This window comes from Bacteroides sp. AM16-13, from assembly GCF_003602705.1.
GTDB classification, from domain to species: Bacteria; Bacteroidota; Bacteroidia; order Bacteroidales; family Bacteroidaceae; genus Bacteroides; species Bacteroides xylanisolvens.
In genome coordinates this window covers 116599-142462 of sequence record NZ_QTLK01000004.1, presented here as the reverse complement: position 1 = coordinate 142462, position 25864 = coordinate 116599, and the positions used below count along the sequence as shown (strand labels likewise).

The 25864-nt window shown below is 43.1% G+C and carries 17 protein-coding genes; 7 read left to right on the top strand and 10 right to left on the bottom strand.

What is annotated here, in order from left to right; translation table 11 throughout:
- Positions 1 to 17 precede the first annotated feature (17 nt).
- The 8 genes from DW173_RS04310 to DW173_RS04275 form a co-directional block, all read right to left on the bottom strand.
- Positions 18 to 920, bottom strand: coding sequence for a glycerophosphodiester phosphodiesterase family protein (locus DW173_RS04310; protein WP_199722814.1), 903 nt, complete (start codon positions 918 to 920; stop codon positions 18 to 20).
- Positions 921 to 977: 57 nt separating this feature from the next.
- Positions 978 to 3128 (bottom strand): fimbrillin family protein, encoded by a 2151-nt coding sequence (locus tag DW173_RS04305; protein ID WP_120143837.1) that lies wholly within the window; start codon positions 3126 to 3128, stop codon positions 978 to 980.
- A gap of 18 nt (positions 3129 to 3146) precedes the next feature.
- Positions 3147 to 4040 carry a fimbrillin family protein gene (locus tag DW173_RS04300; RefSeq protein WP_118195108.1) on the bottom strand — a complete coding sequence of 298 codons (894 nt, stop codon included), beginning with the start codon at positions 4038 to 4040 and terminating at the stop codon, positions 3147 to 3149.
- A gap of 19 nt (positions 4041 to 4059) precedes the next feature.
- Entirely contained in the window at positions 4060 to 5511 is a 1452-nt protein-coding gene (locus DW173_RS04295; RefSeq protein WP_118195106.1) for a right-handed parallel beta-helix repeat-containing protein, read from the bottom strand.
- A gap of 55 nt (positions 5512 to 5566) precedes the next feature.
- Positions 5567 to 7342 carry a RagB/SusD family nutrient uptake outer membrane protein gene (locus DW173_RS04290; protein ID WP_118195104.1) on the bottom strand — a complete coding sequence of 592 codons (1776 nt, stop codon included), beginning with the start codon at positions 7340 to 7342 and terminating at the stop codon, positions 5567 to 5569.
- A 13-nt stretch (positions 7343 to 7355) separates the two neighbouring features.
- Positions 7356 to 10352 carry a SusC/RagA family TonB-linked outer membrane protein gene (locus DW173_RS04285; RefSeq protein ID WP_118195102.1) on the bottom strand — a complete coding sequence of 999 codons (2997 nt, stop codon included), beginning with the start codon at positions 10350 to 10352 and terminating at the stop codon, positions 7356 to 7358.
- A gap of 31 nt (positions 10353 to 10383) precedes the next feature.
- Complete coding sequence (locus DW173_RS04280; RefSeq protein ID WP_118195100.1) at positions 10384 to 11556, bottom strand: glycerophosphodiester phosphodiesterase family protein; 1173 nt, start codon at positions 11554 to 11556, stop codon at positions 10384 to 10386.
- A 220-nt stretch (positions 11557 to 11776) separates the two neighbouring features.
- Entirely contained in the window at positions 11777 to 13426 is a 1650-nt protein-coding gene (locus tag DW173_RS04275; protein WP_120143835.1) for a DUF6377 domain-containing protein, read from the bottom strand.
- 278 nt (positions 13427 to 13704) lie between these two features.
- Here DW173_RS04275 and DW173_RS04270 point away from each other — a divergent pair, with 278 nt between their 5' ends.
- A complete protein-coding gene (locus tag DW173_RS04270; protein WP_120143833.1) occupies positions 13705 to 14493 on the top strand; it encodes an aspartate dehydrogenase domain-containing protein in 789 nt (262 codons plus the stop codon).
- Here the strand turns inward: DW173_RS04270 and DW173_RS04265 are convergent.
- Both DW173_RS04265 and DW173_RS04260 read right to left on the bottom strand, forming a co-directional pair.
- A complete protein-coding gene (locus tag DW173_RS04265; RefSeq protein ID WP_120143831.1) occupies positions 14476 to 15360 on the bottom strand; it encodes an NAD(P)-dependent oxidoreductase in 885 nt (294 codons plus the stop codon). The genes DW173_RS04270 and DW173_RS04265 overlap by 18 nt on opposite strands.
- Positions 15361 to 15530: 170 nt before the next feature.
- Positions 15531 to 16154 carry an HU family DNA-binding protein gene (locus tag DW173_RS04260; RefSeq protein ID WP_120143830.1) on the bottom strand — a complete coding sequence of 208 codons (624 nt, stop codon included), beginning with the start codon at positions 16152 to 16154 and terminating at the stop codon, positions 15531 to 15533.
- Between the two features lie 394 nt (positions 16155 to 16548).
- Here DW173_RS04260 and DW173_RS04255 point away from each other — a divergent pair, with 394 nt between their 5' ends.
- The 6 genes from DW173_RS04255 to DW173_RS04230 all read left to right on the top strand — a co-directional run bounded on the left by DW173_RS04255 (position 16549) and on the right by DW173_RS04230 (position 25834).
- Positions 16549 to 17115 (top strand): RNA polymerase sigma factor, encoded by a 567-nt coding sequence (locus DW173_RS04255; RefSeq protein WP_118195094.1) that lies wholly within the window; start codon positions 16549 to 16551, stop codon positions 17113 to 17115.
- A gap of 114 nt (positions 17116 to 17229) precedes the next feature.
- The gene (locus DW173_RS04250; protein WP_118195092.1) at positions 17230 to 18177 is read left to right on the top strand and encodes a FecR family protein; all 948 of its coding nucleotides are present in this window, start codon (positions 17230 to 17232) and stop codon (positions 18175 to 18177) included.
- 128 nt (positions 18178 to 18305) lie between these two features.
- Positions 18306 to 21713, top strand: coding sequence for a TonB-dependent receptor (locus tag DW173_RS04245; protein WP_120143828.1), 3408 nt, complete (start codon positions 18306 to 18308; stop codon positions 21711 to 21713).
- Positions 21714 to 21726: 13 nt separating this feature from the next.
- Complete coding sequence (locus DW173_RS04240; RefSeq protein ID WP_118195155.1) at positions 21727 to 23118, top strand: RagB/SusD family nutrient uptake outer membrane protein; 1392 nt, start codon at positions 21727 to 21729, stop codon at positions 23116 to 23118.
- Positions 23119 to 23144: 26 nt separating this feature from the next.
- Positions 23145 to 24803, top strand: a complete 1659-nt coding sequence (locus tag DW173_RS04235) for a PQQ-binding-like beta-propeller repeat protein (protein ID WP_270292840.1) — start codon at positions 23145 to 23147, stop codon at positions 24801 to 24803.
- A 65-nt stretch (positions 24804 to 24868) separates the two neighbouring features.
- Positions 24869 to 25834 carry a glycerophosphodiester phosphodiesterase family protein gene (locus DW173_RS04230; protein WP_120143827.1) on the top strand — a complete coding sequence of 322 codons (966 nt, stop codon included), beginning with the start codon at positions 24869 to 24871 and terminating at the stop codon, positions 25832 to 25834.
- Positions 25835 to 25864 lie beyond the last annotated feature (30 nt).

Sequence of the window (25864 nt, the reverse complement as noted above, 5' to 3'; positions counted from 1 at the left end):
AAATTTAGTCTTAGTGATTAGTCATGCCATCCTTTACTTCTCAAATAATCGAGCATAAAAGCCGGACTGTCTGTTTGGAGGATTCTTGCTCCCAACTTGTTTATCAGATACCCATAACTTGCGTCCGGATCTTTCCTGGCAGCCTCATCATCATGTCCTCCTGCCAGAGAAGCCCACAAAGTGTTATACCAAATCAGACTTTTCCCTGCCAGCCTGCGTTCCATCCGGGCAGGCACCGGACTTGCAACATTCCGGTAACACAACTCAAAAGCAACCGGATGCAACTGTTCCATATAGTCCTCGACCACCTTCATCGATTTCTCCTCATCAATCGTTACGACGGGCATATAGATTACCTTATCCAGATAAGAACCGAACTCCCGCTTCACCGTCTCCACCGGTTGGGCACCTTTCATTATCACTAAATCGGCAGTATCGGTTTTCTTCAATATCACATATACATCATCAAAAATGCTGTAAGCCTTATCCAGATTAACCATTATCTGGCCTTTGGCAGCCAGCAAAGCTTCTTCCAAAGTAGGGACAGTATGTTCCGTGAGCCGGCCGTCTTTATCTTTCAACCGAAGTTGCTTTATTTCAGCCAATGTCTTATCTTTCACTTTTCCTGTACCATTGGTGGTGCGATCTACCGTATCATCATGCATCAGCACCAGCTGACCATCTTTCGTCTTACGGATGTCAATCTCTACAATGTCCACTTTCATCCGAATCGCACTATCGATAGCCGCCAGGGAGTTTTCGGGGGCAATACTCCAATTTCCACGGTGCGCCACCACCAATACTTTGTCCAGGTGCGGATTCAATACATCCTTGCGGATGGCCTCCGCCCGTTGTGCAGCCAGGAAACCTGGCTGCAAACAGAAAAGTAACAAAAGCACTATAAACTTGCTTTTCTTCATATCTATCATTATTTAATCTTTCTACTCAATTTTGTTCAACTACCTATTGCCTCACTGCTACAACCCGGCATCATAAGCACCAGCCTGCATCTTGTTGACATTACGGGCAACTCCTCGTTGGTCTACTCCAAAGCCGTTTTCACCCACCCAATTGATAAATTGCTGCCCCACAGTTGCATCGAAAGATTTCACCGCATCAATTACAGCCTGTTTCGTCGCAAATTCATCAATAGTAGCGGTTACCGTCCATTGGTAAACACCATCGGTCAAAGTTGCGGCAGGAAGAGTTTGGGATGAATAGTCCGTGTCCGTAGAAACAGCTCCCCAACCTGCATCCGCAGCCTGATATACATTATATCCACCGGAAGTAATATTACCTGCATAAATCGTCCTGCTTCCGGCTCCTTTAGCAAACAATGAATTTACCACTGTAGAAGCCCTGCCCCCTGCACGGAACACACCGTTCGGATTACCTGAATTTCCAACAATGGTAGTATTGGCAAGCATAAAGTAGGCATCTCCATTGACTGTGATACTATTTCCTCCGGTAGCGGTGGTACCAAGTACGGTTACATTATTCATACAGACATATCCGTTTCCGGCATGAATGGCAGTTCCCCAAGCGGTCGGTGCATAATTTTCATGCAACAAGCAGTTGTTCATAAACAGGAAGCTGTTTGCTGCGGTGGTAGTGATGGCTCCTCCCCGCCCTGTCGCCTTGTTATTCACCATCTCTACATCATTTAGCAAGACTCTTCCCTTTGATACTTTAACGGCTGCTCCACCATCTGTTCCACCATCACTTCCGCGATTGAAGTTCTTGATGACACAATTATTCAGTTGCAGGGTTGCATCACCTCCACCTGCCGCAACAAATACGGCACGGACACTTCCTGCATCGTTCAATCCATATTGTCCGTTGAAAGTACAACCGTCGAAAATAATATTTGTCTGATTGCCCAATACTAATAAAGAGTTGGATGTCGCAGACGCTCCACTACCGGCATTTCTGACAAAAGCAGTCGTGTGTTTGCTAATGTCACGCTTCGTCAAGTCCGTTCCCGTGCTTGAAGGATCATATCCGCCTTCAATCGTTATTTCCACTTGCTTGCTATAACCGCTATATTCTATCTTCACGCCGGAATTTTCTTTCGCCATCTCATAAGAGCCTGCAGCTACATAAATCTTCTTGCCATCCAGTTTGACTGCATTGGCGTTGGAGATGTCACTGTTACCGTTCGTCTGTAACAAGTTGCGTAGCGCATCCACTCCCATAGCATTATCCCAATCCATACCGGTTGCGTTTCCGGCAGGCTGTTCTTTTACGTAGTAAGCTGCAAGCTGCAGTTCTTCCGCATCTCCTCCTGGCAAAGTACCGCTATCCCACGGAGACACAATGGGTTCACTAATACTTATAATCGAACCTTCCACTTTCAGCGTGAATTCATAACACTTTGCAGGCTTCAATTCCGGGATACCGGGTAATACCAAATCTTCTCCCAAATAATTCAGAGAGACAAAGGTAGCGGTTGTTCCGGCTTTTCCGGGAGCTACGATGGCAGTATAAGTGCAACCGTTCTGTCCTGCCTTACCACCTTCGGGAACTGTAATGAACGGTGATATCAAAGAAGTGCCCGATACCACTTCACCATTCGTGTATCCCTGATAAGAACCGATCTTTACTCCCTGCACCTTGCCTTGTCCGCCTACATCTGCAAGCGTCATAATCACTTTTGCCATTTTCCGGTTCATGCCCAAACGAAGAATACGTGAACCATCATCCGTTGCATTCTCCACAGTGCATGTCATATAGTCGGCTTTAGCCAGGTTTTCCAGACGTTGCTGGTTGGTGGGAAGTGTAAAGTTGGCCGTACTGGCTCCGCTCACCACCGGATAGAAAGCCGAGTAAGTCACCGGCTCCGCACCCCACCTTAAATAATAGTTATCCGTCGGTATCCATTTTCCTTCCGAGAATACATAGCTCAAATACCCATCCTCACAACTTAACTGAATCTCATCACCCTCATTAAATTGTTTCTGCTGATCTCCCGCCGCACCGGGATTACTGCGGGTAAAGGCAGTATTAATAGCGGCTTCAATCCGGATAGCACCGGAATCTTCACCGTACATAGCTATATTCTTATCTGTATCACAAGCCGCCATACTCGTCAGTAGATACGCAGCCAATATCAGTTTTGTAATCTTCATCGTTTATCTCCTCCTTCTTTAATTCCGGTCGATAAGTTGCCCGGTTGCCCAATTTCTGGCTATTTTAGCAGCCAGTCGGACTGTTGTGTTTACATTGAGAGTTAAGGTATGTTCCACTCCTTTTTCCAGTTCAATGGGCTCTTTTGCAGTCCAGATATACAGTTTCCCGTCATAACTGAAATTAACAGAGAAGCCCTCTGCTATTTTTTGCGGAGGCAGGATACATTCGCAAGATTCCGTCCCTTTATAGGGAGCCACAGTTGCCACTACCGCATCCGCCGCAGGAACAACTACCGGAGCCGCTGCCGACAAATCACAAGTGGCATTGACAACAGCCCCATTGATAGCCATATCTCCTAACTTACTCATAGAAGCATCCGTCGTACCATTGACCGTGATTTTTATAATCAGCTTACTCATGGCATGATTCAAAGAGATTTTCAGTTTCCCATCTGCCGTCAAATCCTGCTCCGGGTCAACTGTCGCTTTCATCAACAGGAAATCGGAAGATTTCACATTTTCTTCGGTAGACTGGTTGGTTAACGCATTGACCGTCAACGAAGCGTCCGGAGTGGCTTCACTCATAAATGGCGCATACGCTATCATCGTCACAGGTGTTCTTTCTGCATCCCAAAGCATCTGTTGACCGTCAGACGTACTCCATGCACTGCCAGAACCAACCATTTGTTTATGATAGTTATAAGCAGCATTTTCGCTGTTCCGGATCATTAATCCGAAACGTTCCAGATTCATGGCGTCATACCCTGCACGCGACAGAGGTTCATTCACTTCGGTAATGACGCGGATGACATGATCTTCGGGGAAACTGCCCGTTGATAATAACTCATCCTCGTTATTTGAGCATCCGGCTAGTGCGATACCCAAAGCTATTATATAAAATATCTTCTTCATGTTACAGTCGTTTTAGAGTTTAATTTGTCAGAACCGCATCATAAGCACCGGCTTGCATCTTGTTCGCATTACGAGTCACTCCGCGTTGGTCTATACCGAAAGCATCTTCACCGATCCACTCCACAAACACTTCTCCCAAATCAGCAATAGGTGAAGCCACCGGATTAAAACTTTTCGCAACTTCTATCACCGCCTGTTTGGTAGCATATCCTTTTACCGAACCAATCTGATTGAGATCCCACACATATACTCCCTTTTCATTCAGCGTGCCATTCACCGGATTGGGATAAGCCGTATCGGAGGCGCTCATCGTTATTCCCGTCACGCGCTGATACACATTATATCCTTTCGAAAAGGCTTCAAAGTTGCTGCCATTCAGATTAAAGCTCGGAGCCGAAGGATTTTCAGAGATCAACAGGTTATTAATAAACTTCGTATCACCACCGGCACCTGTCTCACAACGTACCGCTCCATGACTATCGCTCGCATTTCCAATGATTGTATTATTGGTCAGCAGGATGCTTCCTCCTCCGTTCAAAGCGGCACCCGTCCCCATATTATCTATCAGCGTGGTATTGTTAATACAGATATGTCCTTCCGACATCTGAATACCATTTCCCCACGAGCCGTTATGAGAGTTGCCTTTCAACAGACAACCATTCATAAACACCACCGCTGTCTTGCTACTACAACGAACAGCACCTCCACGACCGACGGCCTTATTATCCAGCAAGTTTACCTTATTCAGCCGCACCTGTCCCGACAAGACAAAGACTGCCGGACCACCCTGCTTGGCAGAAGTCGTTACTGCTGACGTACAATCTCTAATCACGCAATCGGTCAACTCGATGGAAGTATCACCGGCACCGCCACTCACGTAAATTCCACTACCACATTCGGTTGTACTGGCATCCGCTTCAGACACATATCCATATTGGAAAGTAACTCCCTCAATGGCAATATGCCCTTTCTTCACCAATAACAAACCACAGTCACCGGCATCCGCCTGTTTATTTCCGTTCACATCGCCGCTGATAACAGTCACATACGCATCTATATCACGTGCCGAAACATCGGTCCCTTCGCTAAACTGACTATATCCGCCCTTAATCGCCTTTACATTCTTGCGAACAATTACACCAAGTCCACTTTCTTCGGACATGACATATTTCCCCTGACTCATGTAAATCGTACTCTTGGACAGATCGACAGAACCGCTCAACAACTTACGGAAGCCAGCCACATCCAACGCCTGTTCCCAGGAACTACCATCCATTTCCCCTTCACCGAATTGAGTCACGAAGTAACTCTCCAGTCCTTTCTGCATAATCACTTCTTCGTCCAGATCATCGTCGTAGTCGGTCATCATCGGCGGGTCTATCATCTCATAGTCTTCCTGGCATCCCTGTGCCAACAGGAGAATGAAAGCCAGCATACATAGCTTCGATATTATGAATAAACTATTTTTCATTTTCTTTCTTTTTTAACTTGTACATTAGATAAGAATAATCACAAATTCACCGATTTCACCGGGCAATATCCGGATAACCGGGATTCTGTTTCAGGTATTCATTCTGTTCCAGTTGTGTCTGCGACAAAGGGAACAGTTCATAATGCTTGTCCGCATCCCGTGGTTTGTCCCACCATGCTTCCTGATACCTGCCAAAACGAATCAAGTCTGTACGACGACGGCTTTCCGCCAGAAATTCCCGTCCCCACTCATCCAGCATTTCTTTCTGATCGAGTACCACGTTGCCTTCCGGCTGGTAAGCGATATTCGCTGTAAAGTTTTCGTAGTTGCGCTTACGCACGCTGTTCAGCAATTTACCAGCCTCACCTGCCTGTCCGAGACGGAGAAGGGCTTCAGCTTGAGAATAAATAATCTCTGCCAAACGAATCTCTGTATAGTCGGACTCGATATAATAACCTCCTGTAAACGGATAGAAAGGATACTTCACACAGTAAAGTCCGGAGTTAAAGTCACCATTCCCCAATTTAGATTCCTTATAAGCTGGATTGGAGATATAACCTGACTCTGCATTCCCTTCGAATCGTCCGACCTGGTCACGCAAATAAATCACATATTGATTATCCGGGTTCTTGGCATATCCTCCACTGACAGCGGAGTTGGCAATCTTACCTTCGAGAAAAAACATACCTTCGCGGGTATTGTTACCGGTGTTTACATATTGCTTATAACGTATGTCTCCCTGATATTTGGCAAACTTCCGGGTAACCATTCCTAATCCATAGTCGAACAGTTCGCGTGGCTGCTGATTGTCATAGCTCGGTGAAAGCGCGTATTTCGGATTCCGTTCGCCGTTTCCCTCTATTTTCAGGTAATACGCACTACCATAAGGCAAACCACGTCCGTAAACCGTTCTTCTGTCATTTTGCAGATGCCAGCTGGTCAGCCCGTAAGAACCGGGAAAACCGAAGATCACCTCATTGCACATTTCATTGTTCCAGTCGAAAGGTTCATACCAGTTATCCGCAATCGCATAATATCCGAACTCTCCTCCCGTGATACGTTTACACATATCGATACATTCCTGCCATTTCGCCTGACCAATCCATACCTCCGCATTCAAATAGAGACGCACCAATAAGGATGCCGCAGCAGCTTTCGTGAACTGTCCCTGTTGGCTACCATTCCCGGATTGTCCACTCTTGGAGGGCAAGGCCGCCAGACAGTAATCTTTCAATTCACTCTCGATGAAATCGAACATGATTTGCGGAGAGACTTGCTTCCGATTTTCCGGCAGTTCGTTCACAGCCTGGTCTGATGTAGTGGTGAGAATACAGTTGCGATGGGTATTCAACAGACGGAGATAACCCCAGGCACGCATACAGCGCAACTGCGCTTTAAAACTTTCAAATTCACTGTCACTCAAACCATAATTGGACGGATTCAATTGGTTCAAGTCGTCCAATACCATATTGCATTGGCCGATACCTACATAAAAGTTTTCCCATTCGCTCAACCAGTCGCCCTGATTGATATCATCATATTGATGACGGTGATACATTTCCCACAAACCTCCATCGTACCACCAAGTGCCACGAGTGGGAGTAATCAACTGGTCTGCGGGAAGTTCCTCGTTCTCATGGCGTATCCAGATACAGCAATACATGTGCTCAAAGGGACGGAAGACGGCGTTGATAACATCCTGTTTCGTGTTATAATAGTTCTTGGACATCACCTGGTCATACACCGTTTCCGACAGATCCGTACAAGACGGTAAGCCTAACACTGTGCCCGCCATCATACTTAATCCTATGATATATTTTGTTATTTTCATAATGGTTCTTTTTTTAAAAACTAACTTGTAAACCTAAAATAAACTGGAAGGCAGACGGATAATAGTTGTATCCTCCTCCGAAAGTACCCGGTGTCAGTCCGTTCACTTCGTAGGTAGAAGGGTCTACACCGGTGAACTTCGTGAATGTATAAAGATTGTTGGCTGTGCCGAACAAACGTATCTTTTCAATATACTTCTTATTCAGGTTCATCGTATATCCTAAAGTAATGTTGTCTATCTTCAGGTAATCACCCGGCTCAATGAAATAGTCGGTAATCACATTCTTACCTGTTGTGATATGTGCATTCTTCGAATAAGCGGTGGTCAACTGATTGGTACTCATACTCTGCAAGCCGAAATAGAAATCATGCACGTTAAAGATGTCAAATCCGGCAGCACCGCGCAGAGCAACAGTCAAATCGAAGTTCTTGTAAGTGAAGTTGTGCGTCATAGAACCGGTGAATTTCGGCAAACCGTTTCCGGTCACTGCCTTGTCTTCTTCCGTACCCTGCGCAACAGGAATCACATTTCCTTTCTTGTCATAAATCAGCCAGTCACCCTTTTTGTCCACTCCCGCATAACGGTAGGTGAAGTAGTTGCCGATACGTTCTCCTTCTTCAATCCGCTGCAAATATCCTGGATTGTTAGGATTCGCCATGTTGCAGGTGGAGTAATATTTCTGTCCCTTGTACACATCATTGGAGAAGCTGACAAACTTATTGTTATTAGTGGCTCCCACTAAAGTGAAACTATAAGTAAAATCCTTTGTCCGGACAGCATTTACAGTTATATCAAGCTCAAAACCGGTATTGCGCAATGTACCCACATTGGCATAGATGGTAGAGAACAAATTGGGTGGAACCGATACGGAATAGCTACCGAGCAAATCGCTTTGTTTACGGTGGAAATAGTTAAATGAACCGGTCACTTTGTGTTTGAAAAGCGAGAAGTCCAAACCGATATTCTGGTTGTGCCCTTTCTCCCAACGGAGTTCCGAGTTGACATTCTTACTCGGTCCCCATACATGGAAGTTGTTGCCGCCATACTGATACCAGCCATAGGCTCTATAGGTTGCCAAAGACTGGTAGTTACCTATTTCCTGATTACCTGTCACCCCATAGTCATAACGCACTTTCAAGTCGTCAATCCATGAAAATCCTTTCATAAACTTCTCATCCGAGATACGCCAGCCGACAGATACCGCCGGGAAATTACCCCATTTATGATTCTCACCAAAGCGGGAGGAACCTTCGTGGCGTAAAGAGAAAGTGAACAAATAGCGCTCTTTCCAATCGTAATTGACACGTCCGAAGAAGCTGATTAATTTATGGTCATTCTTATAAGAACTCATCATGGTTTTTCCTTCTTTGGCTGCTTCCAGACCGGAGCCCAGATTATTGTACGTCAATCCGTCGGAAGAGAAGTCCCAGTTCTCGGCTCCCATACCCGAACTTACCCCATAATTGTAGCTATAACCTACCATTGCACGGATTTGATGATCCTTGATACGTGTAGAGAAGTTGGTCACCCATTCGAGATTGTTGTTAGTGTTTTTATCAAAGTCACGGCTCGCTTTTCCGGCAACGCCCGAATTGACATTGGGACCATAAGTAGACGGGATGAACCATCCGTTGAACTTATCCACCTGATACTGTGAAACAGTAACCTGTGATTTCAAGACCATGTTCGGATTCTTAGGATTGAACAACGGCAACAAATTAACGGCAGCAGTAGCATTCCATTCCAGCAATTTAATCTCTGTGCCATTCTCTTCCTCATTCAATTGTTCGACAATATTCGAGCTGTCGCCTCCGGACGGAAAACGATAGTATCCGTTAGCTGATTCAGGATCATAAACCGGCATTGTCGGATTATTCTTGATGACACTGCCATAGACACTGGCTGACTTGTTCCGGTCGATGACACGGGGAGTCATGTTAGCTGCAAAGGTAAACAAGCCGTCTTTCGTTGTGTGGCTGATAGTAGCACGCGCACCATATTCCCGACGGTCGGAACGCAAGTCGATTCCCTGCGCTTTTCGATAATCGGCTGTTACGCGATAATTGGTTCTCGCATTACCTCCGGAGAAGGTCAACGTGTGCATGTGTGTCACTCCCAAACGGGTAACGGCATCAAACCAGTCCGTACTGGCTCCCATATCGGAAAGTGGATTAGAAACCGTGCGGTAAGCACGATATTCTTCCGCATTCATAATGTCGAGCTCTTTCTTTGCTTTATTGAAGGTGACGGCAGCGCTGTAAGTCGTATGCACTTCCCCGTCACGGGTTCCTTTTTTCAGATTCACAAGGATCACACCGTTGCTACCCCGCGTACCGTAGATAGCGGAAGCGGCACCGTCTTTCAACACATCGATCGATTCAATATCGGCGGGATTGATATTCGTCATATCGCCTCCCGGCACTCCGTCTACAACAATCAACGGGCCCAGCCCGGCATTACGCGAAGATATACCACGAATCTGGATACTTCCCGTACTGTTCGGATCGGCCAAAGCCGTATTGGAAACAGATACACTGGATACTTTTCCCTGCAACAGCATAGAAGCATCGAGACTGGAGATTTGATTCAGGTCTTTCGCACCGACATGCGAAATAGCCGAGGTCATTTCTTTCCGTTTCATCGTACCATAACCCACCACTACCACTTCATTCAACGCTGTGGATTCTTCTTTCAACACGATTTTCAATGACTGCCGGTCTTTGATAGCCACCTCTTGTGTCTCATAACCGATATAAGAGATTTTTAAACGTCCGTTCTGCGGAGCATTCACCTGGAATTTACCGTCAATATTGGTGATGGTGCCTTGTTTCGTCTCTACAACTACCACCGAAGCTCCGATGACAGGTTCCCCCTTTTCGTCGATCACCGTACCGGATATTTTACGTTCCTGCTGCACTTCTAAAGAAGCTCCTCTTGCCTGAATACCGGAAAACAGCATCAGCAATATACCTAACAGACAGGTACACGTTTTGAAATGAATATTTCTCATAAATAGATGATTTTTATATTAGATGATAAAGTTAACGAAGCCCTCTTGCCTGTAATGCCGGAATCAACAAGTCCGGTAAATCCGTCTGTATCATACATACCATCGGATAGATTTGCAAGAGTTCATTCAGATAATCCTCGTTCAGTGTCCATTCGGATACGCTACTGCCACTTGTCGGAAGCATATTTACCGTAGCAAGCATTCCGTCATTGATTGAACTTCCCAAAGGAGTGCTTTTCCCGTTTGTCAGGTAACTGTATTGCACAAAGTAATTGCCCGGCAGCCCTATCATCGGTTTATGACTTCCTGTCCATGTATACACATGTGCTTTAGGAGTAATGCCCAATACTTCTTCCGCTTTCTGTGCACTGTTACAATAGAAGAATACAGATTCCATCATATCCAGCTTCATCACGATATCCACCACCTGCTGGGAAGTAGCCGTGCGCGGAGAGTAGTCGAGGTTGTAATAGATTCTACCGCGTCCTGCTTTCAGAAACTCTTCCAGAGTAGGCATTTTCTCATCAGTCACCCGGCCATTCCGGTCTTTCAGGTTGTACTTCTGTAATTCCGCATAGGTCATTTTTGTGATGTCGCCTGTACCATCCGTAGTGGCATTAATGGTTTGGTCATGGCATACCACTACCACTCCGTCGCTTGTCACATGAGTATCACACTCGATCACTTCCGCGCCCGAATCAATGGCATCTTCTACGGAAGAGACTGAATTTTCGGGAACAGTCCTGTCCGACGTGTGCGCCCGGTGTGTCATGACCCATACTTTTTTGTTGTCCGGCTCTCTGAATTGCTTCATCGCCTCCGTCAGTGCCAACAGATTATAAATACGGATTCTCTTCTGCACCTCATACTGACCTGCTGTAACATGCAGTGTGTAGTCGCCACTTTGGGTATAGGCATAAGTGATAGGGGTAGCAGCTTTTCCTTCCTTGACCGTCCCGTCACCAAAATCGACAGTAATATCGGTATTTCCATCAATGTTGTTGAATTTGACCTCCACCACTTCTTTCAGCAGGGCACGGGTACTTACTTGCAGGTAAGGATTCTTTTTCACAGGATCATCGTCAGAGCAAGCGTTGCAAACTATTCCCAATAGAATAGCCCAACAGCATAACCAGCTTATCGGCTGGCGTTTTGTTCTTCTTCCTTTTTCCGGAACAAAAAAATGCAGTAATTCATTTTTCATTTGTATTTCTATAAAGGTTAATAAAAATAAGGAACTCCCGAAGGCGGAACCTGTTCGTTCCGTTCGGTTATGACAAAAATAGAGGGAAATGCCCCGATAAAAAATAGCAAAGGGAATATAAGTGGAAATCTACAATTCTCTCAAAGAAATAACCACTTGATTATTAATATCTTATTTCTAAATAAGCTCACATTAAAAGGTAGATTGGGCACAGATTTTATTAACGGATTTTTGCCACCAAATCTTCAAAATCATCTCGTGAAACACGTGCTTTTGTTTTTACTCTCGAACGGTAATTATAGATTGTATTCACCGAGTAATGCAGAAGTTCCGCAATCTGCGAACTGTCTTTTATTCCCAAACGTATCAAAGCAAAAATACGCAGTTCGGTATTCAGTAGTTCATCCGGTTTCAAAACGATTTGTTCTTCCGGCAATAATAAGGCATTGAGAGATTCCACGAAATTAGGAAAGAGATGCAGAAAAGCGGAATCAAAGTTCGCATATAATTCTTGCACTTCAACGGTTACAATGTCATTGCTAAAATGTGTCATCTTGAGCAATTCTGCCACTTGTCCGCATTGCAGTTTCTTGTTTACCAGCTTTCTGTACGCTTGCAAACGGTCTACATATACAGAGCACAGTTTGAAGAAACGGGCAATATAGGCTTCTTTAATGAGATTGGACTCGGAAAGCTCGAGATTGGTGGAGCGAAGATGACGGTTCACTTCTTCAAGTTCTTCATTTAACGAGAAGAGCCGTTCGTTTACTTCCTGCAATCCTTTTTTGGCGATGGAAAGGGCTTTCATCTGCCGATAGATATAGATTAATGCAATCACCAACAGTAATGCCAACAAGGCTACGCACGTAATATAGATCAGTAATTCCCGGTTCTGCTGCTTGATAATATCCTGATAATTCCCGTTTATCATAGAAAGCGGGGTGATATTCATCCAGCTTCGCAACCGCGTTTTATAGAATTGTGATATTTCCCATGAGAAATTGATATAGTCATAGGCACGTTTCAAATCTCCTTTTCTATTCAGTTCTTGTGCCAGTACCATCAAAGAAGATTGCTCCTTAATGGCGGAACGCACATCTGAAATGGCTGAAAGCACCAGATAATACAAATGCTCGTCTTTCTTGCCCATGCTCTCAAAAAGACGGAAACGCTGATAGGCTACCAGTGCATATTGAGGTGTGCCGAAAGAAGATTCCGCGAGCCGGCGGTCACTGAATTCAAGAGCCTCATCGTATTTTCCGGCTTCTCTTAATTGCGTCTCACGCAACCACAGGTATGTAGCCGAGGACGGATCTAAAGTGACCTGCATCGAATCACGGTATGCATGGCTCAATTTCGCATAACGGGAAGCAAACATCTTATATCGGGGTTGTGCCGCTCCTGCTTCGAAATATACATGCTCGTAACAAGTATAGTAATATCCCAAAAGAGACGATGGCAATGTCTGACGATCAATTGAGTTAAGTATATCCGCTGCTTCCATATACATTCCGATGGAGGATAACAGATAGGATAGCTCCAATTGAATTTTAAGTTCCCGCTCTTTGTCATTCAACTGGCGGGCCAGCAGCATATTTTCATTCAGATAGTGGAGTGCGGAATCGGAACTGTATGCTTTATATTCAAGATAAATATCGTTATTCAGATGATAGCGTTCGACAGAAACGGGAGGTGTCTTTCGTGCTTCTTTTTTCAGTTCATGGAGTTTATTCTCTTTGATCTGTACATAAGTATCGGCTTCCTTAATCGTTTTATCAAGCACATTCAACAATGAATCCAGGCTTTCACCAGCAAAAGCCGAATAACAGGAAAAGAAGAGCAAAAAGCAGAGTAGACAGTTCTTTTTCATTGGGCGGATAGACTTTAGTGAGTATGAGATGATAGAGATTAACCGGACAAATGTAGAGAAAATCTTCGTAACCTAACTATAAATGGCTCATAAATTAAAGGAACAAACAGACTATTATAAAGAAAAAACAGAAGCCAGACAGAGTATATGTTACATTATTATTAATAAAAATGAGTCTTACTCTATCAGACAAATCCATTCCCAGATACAGACCTGATGAAAATAAATACCATATTACCAATCCAAGCTCTTACCAATAAAAGTATTATCTTTGTTGCATGAAAAAGTTAGTCATTGTAGGATGTGGACGACTTGCAGGAATCGTTGCGGATGCAGTTGTCAAAGGCTTATTACCAGATTATGACTTGGTAGGTGTCTATTCGCGTACGGCTTCAAAAGCAGCGCACATCGTTCATAAAATGCAGCAACATGGCAAGCCTTGCATTGCTTGCGCCACATTGGAAGAGTTATTAGCATTAAAACCAGATTATTTGGTGGAATCGGCCTCTCCTGCCGCTATGCGGGAATTGGCTTTGCCAGCATTGAGAAACGGAACCTCTGTCATTACCTTGTCTATCGGTGCCTTGGCAGACGAGACATTCTATCAGGAAGTGGCAGAAACAGCCAAGGCAAATGGTACACGAATCTATATCGCATCCGGAGCTACCGGTGGATTCGATGTTTTAAGAACTGCCTCTCTGATGGGAAATACGACGGCCCGCTTCTTCAATGAAAAAGGTCCTAACGGACTCAAAGGGACTCCCGCTTATGATGATTCTTTGCAAACGGAGCAACGTACCGTTTTCTCCGGAAGTGCTGCGGAAGCTATTCGCCTCTTTCCAACCAAAGTGAATGTTACAGTTGCCGCCTCACGAGCTTCTGTCGGTCCGGAGAACATGCAGGTATCCATACAATCTACCCCCGGATTTGTGGGAGATACGCAAAGGGTAGAAATCAAAAATGACCAGGTGCATGCCGTAGTAGACATTTATAGTGCTACATCGGATATTGCAGGGTGGTCAGTAGTGAGCACCCTGATTAATATCGCTTCACCCATTGTATTCTGACAGATTGGCCAATACTTTTGCGCTCAGGCGATCAAACGCCTGACGCGTGCGGCCAGTAGATACCTGCATACAACGTACATGCGGGTGATTGAGCAGTTGCTCACTCCCCAATGCGCCTATCGTATCACAAAAGCAAAGGTTATCACCTTCCAGCCATTCAGTGAAAGCAGCCTCATCCCATGCCGGTGACAAACCGGTATTGAATAATATCTTCCGGTTACCCATCTGCCTGAATTCCTCTGCATGCAGCAGAACCGTATTTTTATTAAGGCAACAACAAATGACTTCACTCTCTGCAAGAAGTTTCTCCAATGGCAAAAAGCAATATCCTTTGGCAGTTGCCGCTTCTTTCTCACTGCGGGCATAATATGAAATATCAGCACCAAAGAACTTCAAAGCATCCGCTATCATGCCGCCTGACTTACCCAGTCCGACTATTCCGACTTTCAATCCGGTAATCTCACGAGGCAACTCCTCCCATGATTCCTGCCCGAAGCCATGCAAACAGCGCACCAACTCACTGACGACATATTCTACCACTCCCTCATCACCATAATCCCGGATACCCGTTACCGTGATCCCCCGTTCATTGGCATAACGAATATCGACATTGGCACTTTCGGGGGAATAGAGCGAGCAACACATTCCAATGTATTTCACATTCGGACAACATTCAAGTACATACCGGTTGATACGGGAGGTGTAACTCAAAAGCACCGCATCGGCATCTCCGATACGGGCAATGATTTCATCATCACTCGCGGGTATATCAGGATACATCACCACCTGACCGGCAAATGAATACAACGCTTTTTCGGCCGACGGAACCAGGCTGACCGGTTCTATAGCTACAAGTTTCTGAAACATCGTTTTTTATTTTAGAAGTATTATAAAAACAAACATACACGGTTACCGGATTAGCAACCCAACATGGGCGCTAAGATACAAATTTCTAGCCATAATATCATTTAATGATGGACGATAACAGTATGTTTTAGACACACGAGCGCAAATTAAACATATCCAATCAGAGTTCACTACTCGCCATCCGGTTCCTTTCGTAGCGGTGCTATAAAATGCATCTGATTACCCCGTCCCTCCCGCTTGATAATGCCTTCGGCTGCAAAAGATTTTAGATCGTCCAATGCAGTATTCTTCAAACGCCCGGTAAGTTCTGTATAAGTGGTTCTTGTGATGAAGCCATGCTCTCCGATATATTGCAGGACGAGTTTCTTCAGGTTCTCCCTGTCCCACTTACGCGAAGTGTTGAAATCGACACACTTTCTGCGCTCCAAATCTCCGCGAATACCTACACGCATACTCTTAGAGGCACGGAAATTCACCCCGTTGAAAGCTACGGATTCAGAACGAATATCATTCTTATTTGCCACCAATCGGGAAGCTTTCACTTTGGCTGAAAAGAAACCGAACTCTCCTAATTCGACACGGTATCCTTCACCCAGATATTGCAATACATCCTCTTTCAGTTCCATAAGGATACCTTCTATCACTCCTTCCTTAAATCCGGTTCTCTTAGCAACGCCACGGATCAATCGTTCTGCCGGAATCGTTCCACTGTAGACAATGTCGGCATACATTGTTTCCGTTTCTCCTTCCTTAGTAGTCAAGGCAGGCTTCTTCTTTAAATTGTAAAAGGCCATAATCTTATTGTTATATTTAAGACTTTTCAGTGCAGAGAATAAAGATTTTCAGTGCAGAGATTTATCATAGTTTATGCACTCGGGTAGTTGTCCAGTTGTAACGGGACAATAGTCACCTTATAGAAAAACAAATATCACCTTATAAAGTGATATTTATCACTGCATAAGATGACCACTTGTCTTTGCAAGGGTAAAAAACAGTAAAGATACAAAATTAATTAGCGGAAAGCAAGAGACGCTACAATAAAGCTCAATATATGATTGTAATATGATTGCAAAATAAAATTCATCTGCCAACTACCGGACATCGGTTTCTCTTTATTTATTCACATAGATTTGTTTATTTCTAAATTATTTCAGTACATTTGCCTGACCTACTTCTATTACAGAAAGGATGAAAATAGACGAAATACAGTGCATAAAAGAACTACGCAACGGCTCTTACCAGGCTTTTACCCAGATTTATGAAGCCTACGCCGACCGACTTTACAGCTTTGTTCTTAAACAACTAAAAAATCGTTCCCTGGCACAAGATATTGTTCAGGATACCTTTTTACGCCTATGGGACAACCGTAGCCAACTGAATAGCTTTGGCAACCTGCAAGCCTTTATTTTCACTATTGCCAAACATCAGGTAATCGATTATTTCCGCAAACAAGTCAACGAACTACAATTCGAAGACTTTATGGAGTATTGCGAGAACCAAGAGAGCGATGTATCTCCGGAAGACCTATTATTGTATGATGAATTCCTGCAACAACTGAAGAAATCAAAAGATATTCTGTCACAACGGGAACGAGAGATTTATGAACTAAGCAGAGAAAAACATATTCCAGTCAAACAGATTGCCAAGCAACTGGAGCTTTCCGAGCAAACAGTAAAGAACTATCTGACTTCCGCTCTGAAAATCCTTCGCAGCGAAATAATGAAATATAATATTCTCTTTATTTTCTTCTTATAGAAAGCCTCCTTACAAGACATTCTCGCACCTTTTTAATCTTTATGTTATAAAACATAGAAAAATCATAGTACTCTCCTATTTCATTCACGTATAACCAATAGAAACACCCATAATATGACTACACACTTTAAAAATTTATATCGGCAGTATATAGAGCAAGGAATTCCTTCGCCTGACTTTGGAGAGTTCAAAAAAGAACTATCCAATATGCCGGACGAAGAACTTTGGAACACCATGATAGATATGGATAAAGATACCACAACAGAAATAAAAATGCCTCCAATGGTGAAAAATCAGATACAGAAAGAGCTGCGTCTGATTATATGGAAACGACGTTGGCAACAGTTTACCAAATATGCTGCCGTCTTCGCTCTGTTAATCACTTCTGTTTTCGGCATTTATTCCTTATTTGAAACTTCCGACACAAAGCAGATGATAACCGCTAATGTGAAACCCGGCAGCAAATCGGAAATCATCTTGCCGGACGGGACTAAAGTACAATTGAATGGTGCCACCACTATTACATATAATGTCAATAACGCCAAGGAACGATTAGTACAACTTTCGGGAGAAGCCTTTTTCGACGTGGTAAAGAATCCGGACTGCCCTTTCAGAGTGATAGCCAACGACCTGCAAATCGAAGTAGTGGGAACTTCTTTCAACGTAAACACCTATAAGAAGAATGTCATCGAAACATCTCTACTCACCGGACGAATTAAAATCTCCGGCGGTTCACTTCCACAAGAGTATGTGCTTACTCCGGGGAAAAAGGCAACCTACTCCAGCATAGATAAAACACTCAAAATAACGAAAGCCGACGCACATGTGATAACCGGATGGTGCGACGACTATCTGATATTCGACTCCGAACCTTTGATAGATGTCATTGAAGAAATAGAAAGATGGTATGGAGTGAAAATCGAATTACGATGCCCGCAAATTGGACAAGATTTACTATCCGGTTCTTTCCGCCACGAAAGCATACAGAACGTTATTCATTCATTGAGCCTGCAATACAAATTCAGGTATGAAATACATAAAGATAAAATAACCATTTATTAACATAAAAAGAAAGGAGCCTATGGAAGATACCCGATAATTATGAAAAAACAACCAAAGAATCGCCCAATCCTTTGGTTGCATGTAAGTCGATAAAATTAATCCATTAAACATGAAAAATAGTATCAACTATGAATTACACAAAGTTAACTTTTTCTTTTAGAACAAAGGAAGCAGAGTCTTCTTTTTTTAGGAACTTTACCATTTTACTTGTCGTACTGCTATTATTTCCGATAGTACTCCTTGCACAAGAGGGGAATATATCAGTTAATATTCAAAACGGCACAGTAAAAACTTTTATGAAACAAATAGAGAAACAGACCAAATATACATTCGTATATCGAAATAATGTACTCAACGTTCAAAGTAAAGTTACGGTAAATTGTACGAATAAACCTATCAAGGAAATTCTTTCGCAAGTTTTTACTCCGCTGAACATTACTTATTCAGTGAACAATAACACAATCGTATTAGTAAAACAAAAGGCACAGCCAACGAATGAAGAGAAAAAAACAATAAAAGGTATCGTCTATGACGAAACAGGGGCTCCCGTTATTGGCGCGAACATTACCCAAGGAACAACGGGTGTAATTACTGACATTAACGGAACCTTTACCATTATTGCAAACCCTTCTCAAGCTCTCACGATATCATACATTGGCTACAAGCCACAGGAAATAAAAGCAAATGCCAAAAATGATTTGAGAATTTACTTACAGGAAAGCAGTGTCGCCTTGAACGAAGTTGTAGTAGTAGGCTATGGTGCGCAGTCAGAGAAATTGGTTACCACCTCTATCAGTAGTCTCAAGATTGATAATGTAGATCAAGGTAACGATTACAACGTTGCTAAAATGATGCAAGGACGTACTCCGGGTGTAAACGTTGCATCAGCCAGCGGTACTCCGGGTGAACAGCCTAGCGTACGAGTACGAGGTATTGCCTCTATCTCAGGCAACAGTACCCCTCTTTACGTTGTCGATGGTGTTCCCAGTGAATCAATGCCAATGCTGAACCCAAATGATGTTGAGCGAATGGATGTGTTGAAAGATGCTTCTGCGGCAGCGATCTACGGTTCACGTGCCAACAATGGAGTAGTCATCATCACCACTAAGTCAGGAAACACCAACAGTAAAACTCAAGTTAATGCAAGTGTACGTCACAGCTTGGGATGGATTGCCCATGATATTCCGATGGCAAATGTCAGCGAGTACACACGCACCATGCAAACAGCTGTGGATAACTGGAATGTACAGCAGAAAGATACTAAACAATTCTTTATCCCAGATCAGATCACAGAAACTGACTGGATGAAAGAGATTCAACGCAGTATGGCACAGACAACCACCGCATCAGTTAATTTATCGGGAGGTAATGACAAAACCTCATTCTTTACTTCTTTAGGATTTAACGACCAGGAAGGTATCATTCGCACTAGTGGTTTTCAACAAACCAATCTGCGCGCTAAATTCACTCACAAATTGAACAGTTGGTTCAAGATAAACTTAAACCTGACAGGTTCTTATAGCAAGTTCGACTTGGTAGAAGATTCAGACCTCAGCCTAAAGGTTATTCGTACCGCTCGCGAGGAACAGCCTTGGGTAGGGGCCTACCGTGAGGATGGAACTTATACTACAATGTCGACAGAACTATGCCGCCACAATCCGGCAATGATACTTAATGAAGAAAAATGGACAGTACATAAAAAACAAGGAGTAGCAGCTTTAAGTTTTGACATCACCCCTGTCAAAGGTTTGAAATATACTCCTTCATTTAGTGTATATGGTATTCTCGATGAAGAGAAAAAAACAATCACAGAACAGAATGATTATGCTGAAAGAGCAGGCTGGGGAGCAATCAGAGAACAAAAGAATGTCAGCTACCGGTATATCATAGACAATGTACTCTCTTACGAAAACAGTTGGGACAAACTGATGTATTCGGCTATGATCGGTCATTCATATGAAGAGTACAAATATGAAACATTCGGGGCCTACAGTGACAATTATAGTAATGGGGCATTTCCTTCATCCAACTTCGGGCTGATAAATTCCGGCAGCAATATTTATGCAGGAAGTATCGGGTATAATGCATACGGAATCGAATCTTACTTTGGCCGCATCGCCTTGAACTGGGACAATCGTTACGTACTAAATGCCACGGTTCGCCGTGACGGCTCCTCACGTTTCTCTAAAGACCAACGTTATGGCACATTCCCTTCCGCCTCTTTTGCATGGCGCATTATCAATGAACCTTTCTTTCCAAAAGGGACTCCGCTGAATGACTTGAAACTGCGTGTCAGTTGGGGTAATACGGGTAGTATGGATGGCATTAGCAACTGGGCGGCCATGTCACTGGTTACATCGGGAGGAAGCTCATACAACGGTGCAGCCGGATTTAAAATCGGTGCAGATGCCGCTAACCTTATTTGGGAAAAAGCTAATCAAATAAATGTCGGAATCAATGCCGAACTTTTCGATGGACGCATTACTTTTGCATTGGATGGATATTATCAAAAAACAACAGGACTTCTGTATAATACCAGTACTCTTTCCACAACAGGATATACCAGCCGCACATCCAACGTCGGTTCATTAGAGAACAAAGGTTTAGAAGTGATGCTCAGCGGTCAAATCCTGAAAGGATCATTTAAATGGGATATGAATACCAATCTCACCTATACAAAAAATAAATTGTTATCACTGGACGGTGTTCTTGATATGAAAATCAATAATGGGGGGGCCAATACTGGAAAAGTGATGCACGCTTTAATTGTTGGCCAACCAGTTAGTGCCTTCTACATGCTTCGACAGGATGGTATCTATCAAACTGATTCTGAAATTCCCATCAAACTTTACGACAAGGGAGTACGTGCAGGTGATTGCAAATATTTCGATTATGACGGAGACGGAGACATATCCGATGCCGACCGAATGTATGTAGGTAAAGTAACTCCGGATGTATATGGTGGTATTACCTCTAACATGAGCTGGAAAAATTTCGATTTGTCTATCTTTTGTCAATATGCTATCGGAGGTAAAATATTATCTGCATGGAAAGGGTGTGGAGGAACAGAAGGTACTGAACACCTTGGAATAGCTTCTGCCAATATCAAAGGATATAAAAACGGGGCATGGGTAGATTCCCAGCAATTCTATAACATTTCCAAATATGCAGCCAATCATTATTGGAGAGGTGAAGGAACGAGTAATACAGTTCCGCGTCCTACACTGGCAGGCACATTCTCTGGCGGTTTTGGTAATAATCTCGTCTCCACCCGTTATTTGGAAGATGCATCTTATTTCAAAATCAAGACTATCACTTTAGGCTACAACATTCCCAAAAACTTGTTGTCCAAAATTCATGTAACAGGAGCCCGTGTTTTTGTGTCACTCGACAACTTCTTTACATTCACCAAGTATTCCGGATATGACCCGGAGTTCTCTTACGACAGTAGTCCTACTGGTGACAGCTATGGAGCAGACTTCGGCGAACAAGCAACATTAAAGAGTTTTATCATAGGTGCAAGCATTAACTTCTAAAACTGATAACGATATGAAAAATATAAAATTAGCAATTATAACGATACTGATAACCGTCTTTAGCACAGGCTGTTCCAGTTGGCTGGATGATATAGCTCCTCGCAATGCCATTCCACAATCAGCCTTGACAGACAGCGATTTAGAGAAACTTCTAAATGGATTGTATGCTACCATGGAAAGTTATGTATTCACTTATTGGTGGGCAGACGACCTACAAGGTGAGAATTTCAAGGGAGGCCCCGGTGGCGGTGCTATTACAGATCCTTGCGATATGGCTCCCTCCTTTACCAACCAGACCATCAACATTTTCTCTTTCTGGAGAAGTTCGTTTACTACATTAAATCAAGTTAACTTCTTAGTTGAATCTTACGAAGCAGCAAGTAATAAAGAATCTGCATTTATGAAAAAGATGGGTGGTACCGCCTACTATTTCCGGGCATTCATTTACTACCGTCTCGCTTCGCACTACGGTAATGTTCCCATCTTACGCAAACGTTCGAATGATATTGTACCTATTTCTCCGGAAGCAGACGTATGGAGTTTCATAGAAGAAAATCTGAAGAGTTCTATCCAGTTACTGCCAAAAAATGATTCTCACTGGTATGCATCTTATGAAGCTGCCAACGCACTTGCAGCACGAGTTGCTCTTTTCCAGAATAAAATGCCGGATGCAGCTAATTATGCCAACGAAGTACTGAAGAACTCTGTTTTTTCATTAACAGGCAGTTCTTTGGATTTCTCTAAAAACTGGAGTGCAGAAAGTACGAGTTCTGAAATTGTTTTTGCTTTTGTCAACAATTCAAGAGCTTCCAGCCCTCTCACCTTTACAACCTATGTAAATGATACTGATGCTTCATGGAATTACGCACCAAGTGACTGGTGTTACAATCATCTATTTTCCGACGATAGCAGTTTGTCCCGCAAAGGAGACATACGTAAGAATGCTACATTCTCCGCACAAGATAAAAATAGAGTCATTAAATATCCAAATGGTACTTACCAGTTGGCCCCTACTTCCGATTATAAATCTACTCCGGTTATTATAACACGTCTCTCGGAAATGTATCTGATAAAGGCTGAAGCCTTGGGTAAAACAAACGGAGCAGCCACATTGGTTGAGTTCATGAAAAAGAGATATACAACCGTGCCAACCGAGATGATTATCCAATCCCTTTCAGACAAAGATTATCAAACTTTAATTCTTGACGAACGTCGCCGTGAGTTCTTCGCCGAAGGAATGCGATGGCAAGACATCAAACGCACCAACCGCCTCGAACTGCTCGAAACTCTCAACGGACGCACTCACCTGATGTACTATCCAATACCGCAAGCGGAAATTGATATGGCAGGTACGGATGCGTATCCTCAAAATCCCGGATATGCCGGAGCTAAAGAAAACGAATAACACAACCTTAAACGATTATGATATTTATGATAACTACCAGAAATATGAAACAGGCACTTCCGTTTATGCTTATAATCAGCCTATTATCATTTGTAGCATGCAATAGTGAAGATAAAGTGGGAAAGGATATTCCTTCCGCAGCATTCAGTATGGCATCAAGAGCATTTGTTGAGGATGCCGTACAGTTCACCAGTACTTCTTACGGTGGCGACGGTAATTACTCTTATAAATGGAATTTCGGAGACGGGGAAAAATCAACCGAAGAAAACCCCAAGCACATATATGAAGACAAAGGAGTCTATATCGTAACGCTGAAAATAACAGATGGAAACGGCAACACAAATATTTACCGGAAAACAATAGAAATATTGAATAAGATCGTGCAAATTGGAGATTTGTCACTGAAATGGACATCTTCCACACATCTTGCCAAGCTGGCAGGAAGTACAGCAGCATTGTCAAGAGATGGTAAGTCGGTTTATATCAATAGCAATGACCATGTCTTACGATGTTATGACTCATCCAATGGTTCACAACAATGGGAATTCAATATGGCAAACCCCAGTTTTGGAACTGTGGCAGCAGGAAATTCATCCATGACTGCTTCTGTTGACGAGGATGGAACGATTTACATCGGCACCGGGTTTAGTGGAAACGGAAAACTTTTTGCAATTGACGTTAATGGCAACATGAAATGGTTCGCATTCAACAATGCAACAGATGGCTTTTGGAACAATGGAGCCGATTCAAAACCCAGTCTAGCGTATGGGACAGCTGTCTCTGATAGTAAATACGTCTATTGCGGCAACCATGGAACCATTGGTTCTCTAGTTACTTTTGATAAATCGACAGGTAAACGTGTGGCATATATGGCCAATGGCGCATCAGGCCCTGCAGGAGGGACTTATGTAGGTCCCGTTGTTACCAATCAAGGAATGATGGTTATTCTTAGTGGCTGGGGAGTACATGGAGTTGAAAAAAGTAAAATGGAAAGAGATGACAACACAGCTGTTCCATGGAAATGGAAATCATTTGCAGAGTCGCAAGCCTGTTTTGCATCCATAGCAGTAGATTATAATGGAAGAGTGTATGGAATGCGACTTACCGGAGGAACATCCCAGAAAATATTCTGTATAGAAGGTAGCACTGGAGCTATTGTATGGGAAAAACTGATTGATAATGCAGGCAAACAAGATCAAGGTGGTTTAGTCATTGGTACTGACGGAACTGTTTATGCATCATTGAAAGCAACAGGCGACCTTCCTGGAGGAATCATAGCTTTATCTCCAAACAATGGTGAAATTAAATGGCAGTATGAATCCCCAGAAAGTGTAAGCGGAACTCCTGCCATTGATGCAGACGGACATATTCTATTCGGCACAGAAAAGGGTAATTTCTATATTCTTGATTCAAATGGCCGTGACATTGTTGCCGCACTTGATGTGGCTGGAGCTATCACAAACAGTCACAGCCCTTATGCTTCCGAATGGTTACCTACACAAGGCAAATTCTGGAGTTCTCCGATTATTGGAAACGATGGTACTATTTACATTGCCATCACTAATGTAGAGAATGAAAAACAAAGCCTAATGGTTGCTTTAACTTCCGGATTAGTTAGCGGTCCTGCTACAAGTGCATGGCCTATGAAAGGGAAAGACCCACAGCATACATCTACTATCAAATAACTACATATCATTTTATTAATAATAGGGAGCTTATCTGAAAAAGCTCCCTAAACAAACGATTCATTATGAGAAAAATATTATTCCTATCCCTCGCTATTTTATTAGCCGGGCTAATGATTTGTTCCGGTTGTAGCTCATCCGACGATGAAATAAAGAAAGAACAGCCTATTAATCCGGACGACTCTGACGAACCGGAAGATGGTTCGAGTGAGCCCAGTGGCAGAGACCTAAAAGCAGACTTAAAACAATTGTCTGAAAACACCAGTTTGAAGATGTGGACTTGCGCACATCGTAGCAATACTTTGAAAGGTATCCAGAATGGGATTCCGGGCAATTCTGTCGAAGCTGTTAAATATGCCATTGAAGCAGGAGTAGACATGATAGAAGTTGATGCACGAGCCACTTCAGATGGAGTTATTGTCAATATGCATGATGCTGGCATTGGAAATACAACCACTGGTTCGGGTAATCTGTCTACCATGTTATCAAGTACATTATTCGGCTATTACCTAAAAGATAATCAAGGACGTGCCACCCAATTTAAAGTCCCTACATTTGAACAAATTCTAAAAGCTGCAAAAGGAAAAATTTACATCTGTGTGGATGTAAAAGAGCCTGCACTCTTAAGAAGGCTTGTCAAAATGGTAGCAGATAAAGGCATGACAAACGAGGTGTGCTACTTTGTGGGAAGTACTTATATAGATAATATTCTAGAATACAATAAAGATGCAATCCCTTTCCCATGGGTTAGTAATACGACAGATGTGAATAACTATCAGAAATATTATGCAAAATCCATACCAATGGTACAGTTCAATATTAACGTAAATAACCTAACAACACTAGTGGGAGCCATTAAAACAGCTAAACTAATAGGATATGCCAATCACCTGGAAAATGATGACAGTCAATTATTAAATAATAATGATTACTCTAAAGTGGATGTATTCATCCAAAATAAAATAGAAGTGATACAGACTGATTATTCAGATATTATTATCCCATATTTAAAAGAAAAAGGAGTACGTTAATTATTCAACTTTCAATAGCCAAGGATTATA

Coding starts and splice junctions, on each gene's coding strand:
- DW173_RS04310 (WP_199722814.1), bottom strand. CDS start 920: ATGAAGAAAAGCAAGTTTATAGTGCTTTTGTTACTTTTCTGTTTGCAG.
- DW173_RS04305 (WP_120143837.1), bottom strand. CDS start 3,128: ATGAAGATTACAAAACTGATATTGGCTGCGTATCTACTGACGAGTATG.
- DW173_RS04300 (WP_118195108.1), bottom strand. CDS start 4,040: ATGAAGAAGATATTTTATATAATAGCTTTGGGTATCGCACTAGCCGGA.
- DW173_RS04295 (WP_118195106.1), bottom strand. CDS start 5,511: ATGAAAAATAGTTTATTCATAATATCGAAGCTATGTATGCTGGCTTTC.
- DW173_RS04290 (WP_118195104.1), bottom strand. CDS start 7,342: ATGAAAATAACAAAATATATCATAGGATTAAGTATGATGGCGGGCACA.
- DW173_RS04285 (WP_118195102.1), bottom strand. CDS start 10,352: ATGAGAAATATTCATTTCAAAACGTGTACCTGTCTGTTAGGTATATTG.
- DW173_RS04280 (WP_118195100.1), bottom strand. CDS start 11,556: ATGAAAAATGAATTACTGCATTTTTTTGTTCCGGAAAAAGGAAGAAGA.
- DW173_RS04275 (WP_120143835.1), bottom strand. CDS start 13,426: ATGAAAAAGAACTGTCTACTCTGCTTTTTGCTCTTCTTTTCCTGTTAT.
- DW173_RS04270 (WP_120143833.1), top strand. CDS start 13,705: ATGAAAAAGTTAGTCATTGTAGGATGTGGACGACTTGCAGGAATCGTT.
- DW173_RS04265 (WP_120143831.1), bottom strand. CDS start 15,360: ATGTTTCAGAAACTTGTAGCTATAGAACCGGTCAGCCTGGTTCCGTCG.
- DW173_RS04260 (WP_120143830.1), bottom strand. CDS start 16,154: ATGGCCTTTTACAATTTAAAGAAGAAGCCTGCCTTGACTACTAAGGAA.
- DW173_RS04255 (WP_118195094.1), top strand. CDS start 16,549: ATGAAAATAGACGAAATACAGTGCATAAAAGAACTACGCAACGGCTCT.
- DW173_RS04250 (WP_118195092.1), top strand. CDS start 17,230: ATGACTACACACTTTAAAAATTTATATCGGCAGTATATAGAGCAAGGA.
- DW173_RS04245 (WP_120143828.1), top strand. CDS start 18,306: ATGAATTACACAAAGTTAACTTTTTCTTTTAGAACAAAGGAAGCAGAG.
- DW173_RS04240 (WP_118195155.1), top strand. CDS start 21,727: ATGAAAAATATAAAATTAGCAATTATAACGATACTGATAACCGTCTTT.
- DW173_RS04235 (WP_270292840.1), top strand. CDS start 23,145: ATGATAACTACCAGAAATATGAAACAGGCACTTCCGTTTATGCTTATA.
- DW173_RS04230 (WP_120143827.1), top strand. CDS start 24,869: ATGAGAAAAATATTATTCCTATCCCTCGCTATTTTATTAGCCGGGCTA.